14 protein-coding genes are annotated in these 14,546 nt (G+C 76.6%); 9 read left to right on the plus strand and 5 right to left on the minus strand.

From position 1 onward, the window contains the following. Nucleotides 1-12: 12 nt before the first annotated feature. Nucleotides 13-816 (plus strand): SMC-Scp complex subunit ScpB, encoded by an 804-nt coding sequence (scpB, locus tag R3E88_10300; GenBank protein ID MEZ4216855.1) that lies wholly within the window; start codon nucleotides 13-15, stop codon nucleotides 814-816. A 12-nt stretch (nucleotides 817-828) separates the two neighbouring features. After that, complete coding sequence (locus tag R3E88_10305) at nucleotides 829-2,202, plus strand: pseudouridine synthase (protein ID MEZ4216856.1); 1,374 nt, start codon at nucleotides 829-831, stop codon at nucleotides 2,200-2,202. Here the strand turns inward: R3E88_10305 and R3E88_10310 are convergent. The 3 genes from R3E88_10310 to R3E88_10320 all read right to left on the minus strand — a co-directional run bounded on the left by R3E88_10310 (nucleotide 2,112) and on the right by R3E88_10320 (nucleotide 4,325). After that, nucleotides 2,112-2,882: a DUF4197 domain-containing protein gene (locus R3E88_10310; GenBank protein ID MEZ4216857.1), complete on the minus strand. Its 771-nt coding sequence runs from the start codon at nucleotides 2,880-2,882 to the stop codon at nucleotides 2,112-2,114. The two genes, R3E88_10305 and R3E88_10310, sit on opposite strands and share 91 nt — an antisense overlap. Nucleotides 2,883-2,991: 109 nt before the next feature. Next, nucleotides 2,992-3,123 (minus strand): hypothetical protein, encoded by a 132-nt coding sequence (locus tag R3E88_10315; GenBank protein MEZ4216858.1) that lies wholly within the window; start codon nucleotides 3,121-3,123, stop codon nucleotides 2,992-2,994. Between the two features lie 176 nt (nucleotides 3,124-3,299). Continuing rightward, nucleotides 3,300-4,325 carry a DUF368 domain-containing protein gene (locus tag R3E88_10320; protein MEZ4216859.1) on the minus strand — a complete coding sequence of 342 codons (1,026 nt, stop codon included), beginning with the start codon at nucleotides 4,323-4,325 and terminating at the stop codon, nucleotides 3,300-3,302. A 203-nt stretch (nucleotides 4,326-4,528) separates the two neighbouring features. Between R3E88_10320 and R3E88_10325 the strand changes: the two genes are divergently transcribed. The 7 genes from R3E88_10325 to R3E88_10355 all read left to right on the plus strand — a co-directional run bounded on the left by R3E88_10325 (nucleotide 4,529) and on the right by R3E88_10355 (nucleotide 12,203). Continuing rightward, nucleotides 4,529-5,281, plus strand: a complete 753-nt coding sequence (locus tag R3E88_10325; protein MEZ4216860.1) for an SOS response-associated peptidase — start codon at nucleotides 4,529-4,531, stop codon at nucleotides 5,279-5,281. 46 nt (nucleotides 5,282-5,327) lie between these two features. Continuing rightward, nucleotides 5,328-5,630: a hypothetical protein gene (locus tag R3E88_10330; GenBank protein MEZ4216861.1), complete on the plus strand. Its 303-nt coding sequence runs from the start codon at nucleotides 5,328-5,330 to the stop codon at nucleotides 5,628-5,630. After that, nucleotides 5,627-7,081: a sodium:solute symporter family protein gene (locus R3E88_10335; protein MEZ4216862.1), complete on the plus strand. Its 1,455-nt coding sequence runs from the start codon at nucleotides 5,627-5,629 to the stop codon at nucleotides 7,079-7,081. The genes R3E88_10330 and R3E88_10335 overlap by 4 nt, the downstream gene beginning before the upstream one ends. Before the next feature lie 12 nt (nucleotides 7,082-7,093). Continuing rightward, nucleotides 7,094-9,361, plus strand: a complete 2,268-nt coding sequence (locus tag R3E88_10340; protein MEZ4216863.1) for a DUF5916 domain-containing protein — start codon at nucleotides 7,094-7,096, stop codon at nucleotides 9,359-9,361. Between the two features lie 87 nt (nucleotides 9,362-9,448). Next, on the plus strand, nucleotides 9,449-11,596 hold the full coding sequence (locus R3E88_10345) for a M3 family metallopeptidase (GenBank protein MEZ4216864.1): 2,148 nt from the start codon (nucleotides 9,449-9,451) through the stop codon (nucleotides 11,594-11,596). Continuing rightward, nucleotides 11,596-11,970 (plus strand): MGMT family protein, encoded by a 375-nt coding sequence (locus tag R3E88_10350; protein MEZ4216865.1) that lies wholly within the window; start codon nucleotides 11,596-11,598, stop codon nucleotides 11,968-11,970. The genes R3E88_10345 and R3E88_10350 overlap by 1 nt, the downstream gene beginning before the upstream one ends. Then, complete coding sequence (locus R3E88_10355) at nucleotides 11,967-12,203, plus strand: hypothetical protein (GenBank protein ID MEZ4216866.1); 237 nt, start codon at nucleotides 11,967-11,969, stop codon at nucleotides 12,201-12,203. The genes R3E88_10350 and R3E88_10355 overlap by 4 nt, the downstream gene beginning before the upstream one ends. A 1,408-nt stretch (nucleotides 12,204-13,611) precedes the next feature. Here R3E88_10355 and R3E88_10360 read toward each other — a convergent pair. Then, complete coding sequence (locus R3E88_10360; GenBank protein MEZ4216867.1) at nucleotides 13,612-13,818, minus strand: hypothetical protein; 207 nt, start codon at nucleotides 13,816-13,818, stop codon at nucleotides 13,612-13,614. Between the two features lie 118 nt (nucleotides 13,819-13,936). Next, a complete protein-coding gene (locus tag R3E88_10365) occupies nucleotides 13,937-14,437 on the minus strand; it encodes a DCC1-like thiol-disulfide oxidoreductase family protein (protein MEZ4216868.1) in 501 nt (166 codons plus the stop codon). Nucleotides 14,438-14,546 lie beyond the last annotated feature (109 nt).

Here is a 14,546-nt window from a genome sequence, read left to right on the forward strand (position 1 = left end):
GGAGGAGGAGCCGTGGATCGCGACGAACAGCGACGCATCGTGGAGGCGCTCGTGCTGGCCTCGCCCGAGCCGATCAGCGCGGCGCGCCTGGCGGAGATCGTTCCCTATCTGAAGCCCGCGAAGGTGAAGGACCTCCTGAACGAGCTGAACACGGCCTATCAGGAGCAGGACCGCGCCTTCGAGATCTGGGAGGTCGCGGGCGGCTACCAGATCCGCACGCGCGCCGAGTTCTCGGGCTACCTGCAGAAGCTCCAGCGCCAGCGGCCGCTGCGCCTGTCGCGCGCCGCGCTCGAGACGCTGTCGATCGTCGCCTACCGGCAGCCGGCGACGCGCGCCGAGATCGAGGACGTGCGCGGGGTCGAGTGCGGGCCCGTGCTGAAGAGCCTGCTCGACCGCCACCTGATCCGCATCGCGGGCCATCGCGAGGTGCCGGGGCGTCCGATGGTCTACGGGACGACGCGCCGCTTCCTCGAGGTCTTCGGGCTCGACTCGCTGAAGGATCTCCCCGCGCTGCGCGAGCTCGACGAGCTCGCGCGCGAGCAGGGCCTCGTCCCGACCGACGCGGCCGAGGACGACGCGGCCGAGGACGACGCCGTCGCGGAGGCGGTCGCGGGCGCGCCCGAGGTCGCCGGCGACGCCAGCGGAGCCGTCGTCGACGACGACGCCGGCGCGGCCGACGAGGACGCGGCCGACGAGGACTGGCGCGGGCCGGAGATCGTCGTCGCCGGCGTGCCGATCGCCGACGGCGACGACGCGTCCGACGGCGACGATGCGTCCGACGACGACGACGCGTTCGACGACGACGACACGGACTAGCGAGCACACCCGATGACGGCCAGGCGAAAGCGCCGGGTGCCCGCCGCGCGGACGGCGGCGCCCGACGGAGCGGTCCGTCTGCAGAAGCTCCTCGCGCTCGCGGGCTTCGGCTCGCGGCGCGCGTGCGAGAAGCTCGTCGAGGAAGGGCGCGTCACGGTCGACGGCCGCGTCGCGACGCTCGGCGACGCGGCGGACCCGGTGCGTCAGCGCGTCGCGCTCGACGGCGAGCGCCTCGAGCTCGACCGCCCGTCGTACTGGGTCGTCAACAAGCCGCGCGGTGTGCTGACGACGCTGCGCGATCCGGAAGGCCGCCGCACGGTGATGGCGCTCGTGCCCGCGGCGGCCGGACGCGTGTTCCCCGTCGGCCGGCTCGACGCCGACACCGAAGGCCTCCTGCTGCTCACCAACGACGGCGCGATGGCGCACGCGCTGCTGCACCCGTCGCTCGGGAGCGAGCGCGAGTACGTCGTCGTGGCGAAGGGCGAGCTCGGCGATGCGGCGCGCGGGCGGCTCGAGCGCGGTGTGCGTCTCGAAGACGGCCCGACGGCGCCCGCGCGCGTCGAGGCCGCGCACTACGACCCCGAGAGCGACACGACGCGCCTGCGTCTCGTGCTGCGCGAGGGTCGCAAGCGACAGATCCGCCGCAGCCTGATCGCGCTCGGGCATCCCGTGAAGCGGCTCGAGCGCGTGCGCATGGGGCCGCTGCGGCTCGGCCGGCTCGAGCGCGGCGCGGCGCGCGCGCTGCGAGCCGACGAGGTGGAGCGCCTGCGCGCGCACTGTCGCGCGCTCGCGCGCGGGCGCGCGGGCGGCGGGAGCGACGGGTACGACGAGCGCGGCGAGCGCGCCGCGCACGACGGGAAGCCCGGGAGCCGGGAGCGGCGCGCGCGGCCCGCACCGCCGCGGCACCGGGCGACTGCGCGCGCCCGTCGCGCCCGCAGCGGGCGAAGCGCGCCGCCCGACCGGCGCGCGCGACGCAACCGGCGCGCACGGGCCGACCGGAGCGCACGGCCCGACCGGAGCGCGCGACGCGACCGGCGCGCGCGGGCCGACCGGAGCGCGAGAAGGACAGCGCGAGCGGCCGGGGGAGGCCTTCGGCCGGCGGCGCGGCGTCGCCGAAGCACCCCGCCGCGCGAAAGGGCCCCGCTGCGGCGACGGGCGCGCGGAAGGGCGTGCGGAAGAACTCCGCGTCGCCGAAGGGCGCGCGGACGGGAGCGCCGAAGGGCGCGCCGCGCGGGCGCGGCCGGCCGCGGAGTCGTTAGGCGCGTCGCGGAGTCGTCGAGCGCGCCGCGGCGCGCTCAGCTCCCGAACACGCGTCGCAGCAGCTCGGTCGTGCGCGCGGCCGGGTCGCGCCGGATCTTCGCCTCCTCGAGCGCGAGCGTGCGGTAGAGCCCGTCGAGCGTGCGCTGCGTGACGTGCGCCTCGAGGTCGAGCGACGGAACGCTGACGAGCGGGAGCCGCTCGATGGGCGCGGTGAAGTCGCGCACCGCCTGGTAGACGCCGACCTTCTGCATCGCCGAGGTCACGACGGGCTCGAAGCGCGCGCGCAGCGTGGTCTCGGTGCGGCCGCGGAAGTAGGTGGTCGCGGCGTCGTCGCTGCCGCGCAGGATGGCGAACGCGTCCTGGATGGTGATGCCGCGGACGGCGTCCCACAGCACCGCCGTCGCCTCCGCGCTCGCCGTCTCGGCGGCGCGGTTCATGCCGGCTTCGAGGTCGTCGACGGGCTTGCCGAGGCCGACGCCGCGCAGCGCGTTCGCCGCGCGCGTCCACTCGTCGGGAAGCGCGATGCGCAGCAGCGGGTTGCTCGCGAAGCCGCCCGGCTGCGACACGCGCGCGACGCTGCGCTCGCTGCCGACGCGGAGCGCCTCGCGCAGGCCGTCGGCGACGGTGCGCTCGTCGCTCGCGGCGCCCGCGCCTGCGGGCCCGAGCACGGCGTCGAAGATCGGGCTCGTCGCGTCGGCGAGCGGGCCGAGCTCGGCGCAGGCCGCGGCGAGCCCTGCGAGTGCGATCGCGACCCCGGCCGCGGCGCAGGTGCGGAGCGTGGTTCTCGCGCGGCGCGGCGGTGTCATCGAAGTGGAGGAAGTGGAGGAGCGGGAAGGCGCGGTCGCACGCGTCGTCGGGTCCGGCATGCGCGCAGGGTACGCAGATCGCGCGCGGCGGGCGAGGGCGCGCGCGCGTTCACCCGCCGGCGAGCGGGAGCAGGAGCTCGATCGCGGCCCAGAAGCCGAGCAGGAAGCAGGCGGCGCCGACCCAGTCGCGGGGCATGCGGCCGCGCGGTGCAAGAAGCGTGCGATGCGGGTCCGCGCGCACGCGCGCGCGCGGTCGGGGCCTGCGCGCGCCGCGCGATGCACGGCGGAGGCGCGGGTTGGCGCCGCTCCTGCGGCGCGCCTGCGCGCGGTCGCGCGCGCCGCGCGCGCGCGTGCGAGGGGGTCGCGTGGGAAGGCGCGCGCCGTTCGCGCGGAACCCGCGTTCCGCGCGGCGCGCGCTCAGGCCTCTTCGCCGCCGCCGAGCCGCGCGATCGCGAGCGTCGCGCCGAGCCCGCCGAGCACGAGCGCGAGCGATCCCGCGACCTGTCCGGCGTTCGGGTCGAAGCCCTCGAGCGCCCAGTCTTCGACGTCGATCTCCGCCGCGTTCTCGAGCGTGACGACGCGGCCCTCGACGACGTCGCCGGGCTTCGGCGCGACCGGCGTCTGGAAGGGCCAGAGTCCGACCACGGCGCCGAACAGGAGGCCGAGCAGCGCGCCGAGTGTGGGCTTCGCGTGACGATCGAGCAGCCACTTGAGCAGGTTGCTGACGCCGACGACGCCGAGCACGACGCCGATGCCGACGGGAACGACGACGTGCATCGCGTCGAGGAGCAGCGCCAGGTCGAAGCCCGCGTCGCCGAGGAGCGCGCGCTTCACGTCGTCGATCGAGCCGAGGATCGTCTCGTACTGGCCGAGCAGCAGCAGCAGGTACCCGCCGCTGACGCCGGGAAGGATCATCGCCGAGGCGCCGGCGAGCCCGGACACGAAGAGCAGCGGCGTGCTGTGGTCGCCGCTTCGCGACCCGTCGCCGCCGAGCTGCATCAGCAGCATCAGACCGAAGGCGACCGCCGCGCCGGCCCACACGCCGCCGGTCGCCGGCCGCGCGAGGCGCCACACGAGCGGCACGCCGCCGAGCGTGAGCCCGATGAACAGGCTGTACATCACCCAGCGCTGCTCGACGACGAGCTGCTTCATCGGCCCCGCGAGCAGCAGGATGGCGACGGCCGCGGCGCCGACGATGCCCGCGATCGTCGCGATGCTGCGCGTGCGCACGCGCAGCGTCGTGAGCTCGGCGATCGCGCCGATGAACGCGGGATACACGCCGGCCGCGAGCAGCATCGTGCCGCCGCTGATGCCGGGCACGAGATTGGCGAGGCCCATCAGGACGCCGCCGATCGCGGACCGCACGAGCAGCAGCGGAAGCGGGAGGGTCGGCTCGGAGAGGGCGTGATGGACGTCGGACGACGGCGCGCGTTCGGCGGTCATGGGGCTCCTGCGAGGGGCGGTTCGCGGCGCCGGGGGTCGCGCGCGGCGGTACTCTAGCCGCGCGGTTCGGCGCGCGAGAGGGCCGACTGGAGCGCGAAGGCGGGCGCGCGCCCCGCCGTGCCGAGCGCGCGGCCATCCCGGAGCGTTGCGGACCGCATGGCGCTGCGCCGGACTTCGCAGCCCTCGGAGGAAGAGCACGCGCCGTGTGCGGTCGCTACACGCTGTCGAGCCGCGCCGAGGACATCGCGCGCGCCTTCGAGGCCGAGCTCGCGCCGGCCGAGGCGACCGACGCCGCGCGCGCCTTCGCGCTTCCCCGCTACAACGTCGCACCCGCGCAGCCGGCGCCCGTCGTGCGCGCGACGGGCGACGGGCGCCGCCTCGTCGCCGCGCACCGCTTCGGGCTCGTGCCCGCGTGGGCGGACGACCCGCGCGTCGGGGCCCGCATGATCAACGCGCGCGCCGAGACCGCGGCCGAGAAGCCGGCGTTCCGCGCGGCGCTCCGCCAGCGCCGCTGCATCGTGCCGATGACCGGCTTCTACGAGTGGCCGCGCGCGCGCCGCGGCGGCCGGGCGAGAGCGCCGACGTGGTTCCACCCGCCGGAGCGCGGCGGCGCGGGCGCCGCGCTGTGGGCGGCCGCCGGGCTGTGGGAGGAGTGGCGCGGCCCGGACGGCGGTGCGCTCGCCACGTTCGCGATCCTGACGACGAGCGCCAACGAGGTCGTCGCGCGCGTGCACGACCGGATGCCGGTGCTGCTCGACGGCGCCGGCGTGCAGCGCTGGCTCGACCGCCGCATCGACGACGCGCGCGCGCTCGCGCCGCTCCTCGCGCCGTGGCCCGCGGACGACACCGCCGAGCGCCGCGTCTCGCCGCGCGTCAACGACGCGCGCGCCGAGGGGCCGGAGCTGCTGCTCGAGGACGCGCCGCGACCGAGCGCGCAGGGCTCGCTCTTCGACTGAGGCGCGCCGCGCCGGGGCGGCGAGCGCGTGCGCTACACACGCGCGCATGGCCGAGTCCGCGCCCGGGTCCCCGTCCCGCGCCGCCGCGTCGGGCGCGTCGCGCGCCCGCCGGCGCCGCGTCGCGCTCGCCGCGATCGGCGTGCTCTACGTGCTCTCCGTTCCCTGGTACCGCGAGCCGGGTGCCGCGCCGACGCTCTGGCTCGGGCTGCCGAGCTGGGTGACGGTCGCGATCGCCTGCTATGTCGCCGTCGCCGTCCTGAACGCGCTCGCGTGGTCGTGGACGACGGTCGAGGACGCGCCGGTCGGCGAGGGCGGGGCGAGCGCCGCGCCGGGCGCGGAGCGGCGATGACGCTCGGAACGCTCGGGCTCGCCGCGCTCGGCGTCTACCTCGTCGCGCTGCTCGTGCTCGCCGAGCTCGCGCGCCGCGCGCGGCGCGACCACACGCCGAGCGACCACTTCCTCGCCGGCCGCGAGCTCGGCGCGTTCGTCCTCTTCCTCACGCTCTACGCCACCGCCTACAGCGGCAACTCGCTGCTCGGCTACCCGGGCGCCGCCTATCGACGCGGCTACTCGTTCGTGATGTCGACGGGCTTCATGATGGCGATCATCGTCGTCTTCCACGCGCTCGTCCCGAAGCTGCGGCCGCTGTCGGTGCGCCACGCGTTCGTGACGCCGTGCGACTACGTGCGGCTGCGCTTCGAGGGCGAGCGCGGCGCGCGGGCGCTCGCGCTCGCGATCGGCGCGCTGATGGCCGTCGCGCTCGCGAACTTCCTGCTCGCGCAGCTGAAGGCGATGGGCGAGGTCGCGGCGATCGTGACCGACGGCGCGATTCCCTACGCCTGGGGCGTCGCGGGCCTCGCGCTGCTGATCCTCTTCTACGAGACGCGCGGCGGCATGCGCGCGGTCGCGTGGACGGACGCCGCGCAGGGCGTGCTGATGTTCGTCGGGCTCGGCGCGCTCCTCGCGTGGCTGCTCGGCGACGCGGGCGGCCTCGCCTCGGTGACGCGCGACGTCGCGCGCGTGCGGCCGCAGGCCGTGCTCGTTCCGAGCGCGACGACGCAGGCGAACTGGTTCAGCACGATCGGTCTGCTCGGCATCGGGAGCGTGCTCTACCCGCAGGCCATCCAGCGCATCTACGCCGCGCGCAGCGGCGCCGCGCTGCGCGCCTCGTTCGCGCTCATGACGTTCATGCCGCTCGCCACGACGCTGGTCGTCACGCTGATCGGCATCGCGGCGATCGCGCGGCTCGAAGGCGTGCCCGACGTCGACGCCGACCAGGTGATGCCGCTCGTGCTCGGGCACTGGGCGGAGGCCGGGCCGGCGGCGATGGCGGGCGCGGTGGCGGTCTTCCTCGGCGCGCTCGCCGCGATCATGTCGACCGCGGATTCGTGCCTGCTCTCGCTCGGCGCGGTCGTCGCGCGCGACCTGCTCGGCGGCGAGGGCGCCGACGCGCGCACGACGCGCGTCGGGAAGGCGATCGCCGCGGCGGTGCTGGTCGCGATGGTGCCGCTCGCGCTCGATCGCGACACGACACTGTGGCGGCTGATCGAGCTCAAGATGGAGCTGCTCGTGCAGTGCGCGCCCGCGTTCCTGCTCGGGCTCCACTGGCGCGGGCTGCGGGCGGCGCCCGCGCTCGCCGGGGTCGCCGCGGGCACGGTGTTCGCGGTCGGGCTCACGCTCGCGGGTGTCGCCCTCGTCGGCGGTGTGCACGTCGGGATGATCGGGCTCGCGCTGAACGCGGCGATCGCGGTGGCGGGGAGCGCCGCGGGCGCGCCGCGCGCACTCGCCGCGCGCGCGTGAGCGGTGGACGCCGTGCGGTGCGCGACCGCCGCGCGCGCGCTGCGCCCGCGCGTCGCGGCCGTGCGCGATCGCACGGCCCCGCTCGTGGCCGTGGCCGTGGCCGTGGCCGTGGCCGCGCTCGCGCTCGCCGCGCGCGCCGCGGTCGGCGCGACCGCGGACGGCGGTGCGCCGCCGCGCGTCGAGATCGCGCGCATCGCGCCGTCCGAGGCGCCGCGCATCGACGGGCGCCTCGACGACCCGGTCTGGACGCGCGCGGCGCGCATCGCCGACTTCGTGCAGGTCGAGCCCGTCGAGGGCGCGCCCGCGAGCCAGGCGACCGACGTCCGCCTCGCGACCGACGGCCGCACGCTCTTCGTCGGTGTGCGCTGCTTCGACGACCAGCCCGAGCGCATCGTGGCCCAGCTCCTCGCGCGCGACGTCGTGCTCGGCGAGGACGATCTCGTCAGCATCGCGCTCTCGCCGTTCCACGACCGCCGCACCGGGTACCTGTTCCAGGTGAACGCGCTCGGCGCGCGGCGCGACGCGCTCGTCGAGGACCAGGCGCAGCGCGTCGAGTGGGACGGCATCTGGCGCGCGAAGGCGCGCATCGACGCGCGCGGCTGGACGGCCGAGATCGCGATCCCGTTCGCGACGGTCGCGTTCGAGCGCGGCGAGGAGGTCTGGGGGCTCAACGTCCAGCGCGTGATCCGTCGCGACCTCGAGATCGTGCGCTGGGCGTCGCACGACGTGGACCGCCGCTTCATCCACTTCATCGAGATGGGCGAGCTCGCCGGGATGCGCGACCTCGAGCAGGGCCTCGGCATCGACGCCATCCCGACGGCGACCGCGCGCGTGCGCGACGACCCGGGCAACACGGGCCGCTCGACGTTCTCGTTCGATCCGTCGCTCGACGTCTTCGTGAAGCCGTCGCCGCGCGTGACGGGCGTCGTCACCGTGAACACGGACTTCTCGGAGACGGAGGTCGACGACTTCGCCGTCAACCTGACGCGCTTTCCGCTCTTCTTCCCGGAGAAGCGCGACTTCTTCCTGCAGGACGCCGGGATCTTCGACTTCGGCGGGCTCGCCGACGCGGCGAACGGCCGCCCGTTCTACTCGCGGCGCATCGGGCTCGCGCCGAACGGCGAGCCCGTCGACCTGTGGGGCGGCACGAAGTGGACGGGGCGCGTGGGGCGCGTGAGCTTCGGGCTGCTCGACGTGCAGCAGCGCTCGTTCCGGCGCGCGGACGCCTCCGGCGCGATCGACCGCGTCGGCTCGCAGAACCTGGGCGTCGCCCGCGCGACGGTCGACGTGCTCGAGGAGTCGCGCATCGGCGCGATCGCGACGGTCGGACACCCGCACCGCGACCTCGACGCGTGGCTCGTCGGCGCGGACTGGCTCTTCCGCACGAGCCGGCTCTTCGGCGACCAGCAGCTCGACCAGCGCCTGTGGATCCTGAAGAGCGACACCGAGGGCGCGGGCGGTCGCGACCTCGCGTGGGGCGCGCGCATCGCGTATCCGAACGACGCCGTGAGCTTCTCGCTCGAGTACCGCGAGCTGCAGGAGCGCTTCGCGCCCGCGCTCGGCCGCGCGCCGCGGCCCGGCACCCGCAGCTACGGCGGCTCCCTGCAGCTGCGCCAGCGCACGGAGGGCGCGCTGCGCTTCGTCGAGGGCGGCGCGAGCGCGGGCCTCTTCACCGACCTCGACAACGTCGCGCAGACGCGCGACGTCGACGCGTTCGCGGCCGTCGAGGGCCGCATCGGCGACCGGCTCGAGCTTCGCTATGCGCAGCGATTCGATCGGGTTCCGGCGACGACGCCGGCCTTCGCGGTCGCCGGCGTCCCCGTCGCACCCGGCGACTACACGTGGCACTCCGGCGCGCTCGTGGCGACGAGCGCGGCCGCGCGTCCCTTGCAGGTGACGCTGCTCGTCGGCGCCGGCGCGTTCTACGACGGCGAGCGCTACGACGTCGAGCCGTCGCTCGTCGCGCGGGCCGGCCCGCACTGGGTGCTCGCGCTCGCGATGCGCAACGTGTGGGTCGAGCTGCCGGCCGGGTCGGGCACGGTGCGCACGGCGAGTGCGCGCCTCGGCTGGCAGCCGACGCCCGACTTCCTCTGGAGCACGCTCGTGCAGTGGCGCGACGACTCGGACCGCGTCGGCATCCAGTCGCGCGCGCAGTGGATCGTGACGCCCGGGCGCGAGGTGTACTTCGTGCTCACGCAGGACGTGCTCGACGTCGATGCGGACCCGCGCCGCGGCCCGACGGTCGCGGTCGCCAAGCTCGGCTGGACGTTCCGCTTCTGACGCGCGCGGGCCGCGGCGCGCCGCCGTCGCGCACCGCGGCGCGTCCGCGCTTCGCTACGTTGCCGCGCGCCCGCCCCAGGAGGATCCATGCGCTCGTCCGAACCCGCTGCGGACGCGAACGTCGCCTCGAGCGGCGCGCCCAACCCGCTGCTCGAGCGCGGCGAGCTCCCGCGCTTCGACCGCGTCGCGCCCGAGCACGTCGAGCCCGGCGTGCGCGCGATGCTCGCCGCGCAGACCGAGGCCTTCGAGGCGCTCGAGTCCGCGCTCGCCGACGGCGCGCCGGCCACCTGGGAGACGGTCGTCGAGCCGCTCGAGCGCATCCACGACGCATTCGGCTGGGTCTGGGGCGTCGTCGGGCATCTGATGGGCGTGCGGAACAGCGAGGCGCTGCGCGCCGCGCACGAGGCCGTGCAGCCCGAGGTCGTCGAGTTCGGCCTGCGCCTCGCGCAGAGCCGCCCGCTCTACGACGCGCTGCGCGCGCTGCGCGAAGGCGCGGCGTGGCCGCAGCTCGACGGCGCGCAGCGGCGCATCGTCGAGAGCCTGCTTCGCGACGCGCGGCACGCGGGCGTCGGCCTCGAGGGCGCGGCGCGCGAGCGCTTCAACGCGATCGCGCGCGAGCTCGCCGAGCTCACCACGCACTTCAGCAACCACGTGCTCGACGCGACGCGCGCGTTCTCGCTCGAGCTCGCGGCGCCGGGCGACGTCGAGGGGCTGCCGGACGCGTGGCGCGAAGGGGCGGCGCAGGCGGCGCGCGAGGCCGGCGCGGAGGGCGCGACCGCCGAGGCCGGCCCGTGGCGCGTGACGCTCGACGCACCGAGCTACGTGCCCTTCCTCGAGCACTCGCCGCGGCGCGACCTGCGCGAGCGTCTCTACCGCGCGTACGTGACGCGCGCGAGCGAGGGAAGCCTCGACAACGCGCCGCTGATCGAGCGCATCCTCGCGCTGCGCGGCGAGTCGGCGCGGCTGCTCGGCTTCGCGACGTTCGCCGAGCTGTCGCTCGACGCGAAGATGGCGCCCGACGTCGCGGGCGTGGAGCGGCTGCTCGAGCAGCTGCGGCGCGCGTCGCTCCCGGCCGCGGAGCGCGACCTCGCCGACCTGCGCGCCTTCGCCGCCGAGCGCGGCGCCGCGGAGGCGTCGTCGCTCGCGCTGTGGGACGTCCCGTACTGGGCCGAGCGGCTGCGCGAGCATCGCTATGCGTACTCCGAGGAGGAGCTGCGCCCGTACTTCCCGCTCCCGCGCGTGCTCGACGGACTCTTCCGGCTGGCCGAGCGGTTGTTCGACGTGCGCATCGCGCCGGCCGACGGCGAGGCGCCCGTCTGGCACGCGGACGTGCGCTTCTTCCGCGTGCGCGACGCGGCGGGCGCGCCGATCGCCGCGTTCTACCTCGACCCGTACAGCCGTCCGGCGGAGAAGCGCGGCGGCGCGTGGATGGACGAGTGCGTCGCGCGCGCGCGCGTCGCGGGCGAGAGCGGCGACGCGCTGCGCCTTCCGGTCGCGCACCTCGTCTGCAACCAGACGCGGCCGGTCGGTGCGAAGCCCTCGCTCATGAGCTTCGACGAGGTGCTCACGCTCTTCCACGAGTTCGGCCACGGCCTGCAGCACATGCTCACGCGCGTCGACCACGGGCTCGCCTCGGGCATCCGCAACATCGAGTGGGACGCGGTCGAGCTGCCGAGCCAGTTCATGGAGAACTGGTGCTACCACCGCGACACGCTGGTCGGCCTGTCGGGCCACGTCGAGACGGGCGAGCCGCTGCCCGACGCGCTCTTCGAGAAGCTCCGCGCCGCGCGCACGTACCGCGCGGGGAGCGACATGCTGCGGCAGCTCTACTTCGCACTCACCGATCTCGCGCTGCACCACCGCGAGTCGCCGGGCGAGGCGGGCGGCGAGACGCCCTTCGACGTGCAGCGGCGCATCGCGCGCGCGACGACCGTCCTGCCGCCGCTTCCCGAGGACCGCTTCCTGTGCAGCTTCGGCCACATCTTCGCGGGTGGCTATGCGGCCGGGTACTACAGCTACAAGTGGGCCGAGGTGCTGTCGGCCGACGCGTTCGCCGCGTTCGAGGAGGCGGGGCTCGAGACCGACGACGCCCTCCACGCGACCGGCGCGCGCTTCCGCGACACGGTGCTCGCACTCGGCGGGAGCCGGCCGCCGATGGAGGTCTTCGTCGCGTTCCGCGGCCGCGAGCCGCGCACCGAAGCGCTGCTCCGCCACGCGGGGCTCGAGGCCGCCTGATGGAGCGGCGCGCGCCGCGCGACCCGCGGGCCGCGGTGTACGAGCGCATCTACGCCGTCGTGCGGCGCATCCCGCGCGGGCGCGTGGCGACCTACGGACAGGTGGCGTCGCTCGCCGGCCTCGGCGACCACGCGCGACAGGTCGGCTACGCGCTGCACCGGCTCGCCGCGTCCGCGTCGGTGCCGTGGCAGCGCGTCGTGAACCGGCGCGGCGAGGTGAGCGCGCGCGCGGTGGCGGGGATGGAGCGCGTGCAGCGCGCGCTGCTCGAATCCGAAGGCGTGCGCTTCGACGCGAACGGGCGCATCGATCTCGCGCGGCAGCAGTGGCGGCCGCGCGCCGAGCGCGGCGGCACGCCGCGGGGAAGGCGCACGTGATTCGCATCGCGATCGACTTCGAGTGCACGGCCGACGCGTGGTGGGAGAACGGCGGCCGCGACCTGTGGGAGAGCCTGATCGAGGGCTTCGACAACAACTCGGTCCTGCTCGACGACGCGCTCGCCGAGTCGGTGCTCGCGCAGGCGGCGCGCATCCCTGGCTGGGAGAGCGGGCTCGCGCACGCGCCGCACCCGCTGCGCCTCGACGCGGTCGACGCGGACGAAGAGCTCTAGCGCGGTGGCCGGGCCCGGCCGCGCCGACGCGGAGGACGCCCGCCCGACGGACGACTCGGCCGCAGCCGTGCGCGCCGCGGCCGCGCTCGCGGGGGACGTGGCGCTCGTCGCGCTGTGTCGCCGCGTGCGCGACGCCGGCGGGCGAATCCTCGCCGTCGGGGGTGGCGTGCGCGATGCGCTGCTCGGCCGCGCGTCGCGCGACCTCGACCTCGAGCTCTTCGGGCTCGCGCCGGTCGACGCGCACCGCGCGCTCGGCGCGCCCCCGTCCGTCGGTGCGGCGTTCCCGGTCTGGCTCGTCGTGCTCGACGACGGGCGCGTCGTCGAGATCTCGCTCGGCGGCGAACACGCGGACGACGCGGCCTTCGCGCGCGCGGCGCGCCGCCGCGACCTGCGCTGCAACGCGATCGGCTTCGACCCGCTCGCGCGCGCGTGGCTCGACCCGTGGGAGGGCCGCGCCGACCTCGCCGCGCGCAGGCTCCGCGCGACCGACGCGGCGCGCTTCGGCGACGACCCGCTGCGCGCGCTGCGGGTCGCGCGGCTCGCCGCCGTCCTCGACGCCGAGCCCGACGGCGAGCTCGAGGCGCTGTGCGCGCGCCAGGATCTCGCCGGCATTCCCGCCGAGCGCGTCTTCGCCGAGCTCGACCGCCTGCTCCTCGCGGACGATCCCGCGCGCGGCCTCGACGTCCTCGCGCGCACGCGGGTGCTGCGCTTCTTCGCGCCGCTCATAGCGCTCGCGGGCGTTCCGCAGGACGCGCGCTGGCATCCCGAGGGCTGCGTGTGGACGCACACCGTCCTGGTCGTGCGCGAGGCCGGGCGCCTTCGCACCGGCGATCGCGATCGCGACCGCGCGCTGCTCTGGGGCGCGCTCTGTCACGACCTCGGGAAGCCGGCGACGACGCGGCGCGACGGCGACGCCGTGCGCGCGCTCGGGCACGAGGTGGTGGGGGAGCGGATCGCGCGCGAGTGGCTCGCATCGCTGCGCGCGCCGGCGGGGCTCGCGCGCGCCGTCGCCGCGCTCGTGCGGCACCACCTCGCGCCCTCGCAGCTCGCGCGCCAGCGCGTGGGCGACGCGGCGCATCGACGCCTCGTGCGCGCGCTCGCGGGCGCGGGCGTCGACGCCGCGCTGCTCGAGCGGCTCGCGCGCGCCGACGCGCTCGGGCGCACGACGCCCGACGCGCTCGCGCGTCGCTTCGCGGCGGGCGACGCGTTCCTCGCGCGCGTGCGCGCGCTCGCGATCGAGCGCGCGCCGCGGCCTGCGGCCGTGCGCGGGCGCGACGTGGTCGCGCGCGGCGTGCCGCCCGGCCCGGAGGTCGGCCGCGTCCTCGCGCGCTGCCGCGCGATCGAGGACGAGACGGGTGGAGCGACGGCGCGCGCGTGCTGCGCGCGCGCTCGCCGAGCGGGGGCGCGACTAGCGTTCGGTCGGGCGAGCGACGCTCGACGCGCGCTCGCGCTCGAGCGCGGCGAGCCCGTCGCACAGCGCGAGCACCTCGGCGGCGCCGCAGTCCGGTGCGAGCAGGCGCGCGCGGAGGACGCGTCGGCGCGTGTCGAGCGCGCGCGCGACGGCGCTGCGCACGGCGGGGTCGCTGCTGCACGGGCGGACGGGGGAGGGCGTCATCGGGGGCTCCTCGCGCGCTTCGCTCGAAGGCTCGGCGGCGCCGAGCCGACGCCCGGCGCGTCGAGCGGTGAGTCGCACTGCGACGCGCCAGGTGACGCGCGCGCGCCGACGCGGGCGCTCAGTCGAGGAAGCGCGCGCGCTCTGCCGGCGTGGGAACCCGACATGCATCGAGCCTGCCGAAGACGCGATAGCGGACCGCGGCGAACGCGCGGTAGGCGAGGTCGAGGAGCGGGCGCGGCACGAGCGCCAGCAGCGCGATGGCGCGCGGCGCGACGCCGAGCTCGCGCGCGACCGCGAGCGCGGCCTCCGAGCGCACGCGCACGCGCAGCGCTCCGCGCTCGCGCGCGGCGTACACGAACGTGTCGATGCCGGGCGGGAAGGCATCGGGACGCGCCGCGCGGAGCGCGGCGGCGGCCTCGCCCTGGAGCGGCGCGAAGTGCAGCCGGCCGTCCGGGTCGCGCGCGAGGAGCGCCTGCACGGCGGCGTCGCAGAAGCCGCACACGGCGTCGAAGAAGACGATGCGCTCGGGAAGGTGCGCCGCGACGTCGCGCACGCCGCGTGCGCTCGCGTCGTGCGAGACGCCCGTTCCGCTCGCGTCGGCGGCGCCCGTGGCAGGCATCGCGGCACGGTAGCGGAGCGCGCGGGTCGCCCGTAGAGTGCGACCCCGCGCTCGGCGCGGCATCGACGACGGCACGCGCCGGTCGCGCGCCGCGCGAAGGCGCCGGCGG

The sequence above is a fragment of the Myxococcota bacterium genome (genome assembly GCA_041389495.1).
GTDB lineage: Bacteria > Myxococcota_A > UBA9160 > UBA9160 > UBA4427 > JAWKRT01.

Bases quoted from the DNA above. Each gene is read 5' to 3' on its own strand.
- R3E88_10305 (MEZ4216856.1), top strand. From the start codon at position 829: ATGACGGCCAGGCGAAAGCGCCGGGTGCCCGCCGCGCGGACGGCGGCG.
- R3E88_10310 (MEZ4216857.1), bottom strand. From the start codon at position 2,882: ATGACACCGCCGCGCCGCGCGAGAACCACGCTCCGCACCTGCGCCGCG.
- R3E88_10320 (MEZ4216859.1), bottom strand. From the start codon at position 4,325: ATGACCGCCGAACGCGCGCCGTCGTCCGACGTCCATCACGCCCTCTCC.
- R3E88_10330 (MEZ4216861.1), top strand. From the start codon at position 5,328: ATGGCCGAGTCCGCGCCCGGGTCCCCGTCCCGCGCCGCCGCGTCGGGC.
- R3E88_10335 (MEZ4216862.1), top strand. From the start codon at position 5,627: ATGACGCTCGGAACGCTCGGGCTCGCCGCGCTCGGCGTCTACCTCGTC.
- R3E88_10345 (MEZ4216864.1), top strand. From the start codon at position 9,449: ATGCGCTCGTCCGAACCCGCTGCGGACGCGAACGTCGCCTCGAGCGGC.
- R3E88_10350 (MEZ4216865.1), top strand. From the start codon at position 11,596: ATGGAGCGGCGCGCGCCGCGCGACCCGCGGGCCGCGGTGTACGAGCGC.
- R3E88_10360 (MEZ4216867.1), bottom strand. From the start codon at position 13,818: ATGACGCCCTCCCCCGTCCGCCCGTGCAGCAGCGACCCCGCCGTGCGC.
- R3E88_10365 (MEZ4216868.1), bottom strand. From the start codon at position 14,437: ATGCCTGCCACGGGCGCCGCCGACGCGAGCGGAACGGGCGTCTCGCAC.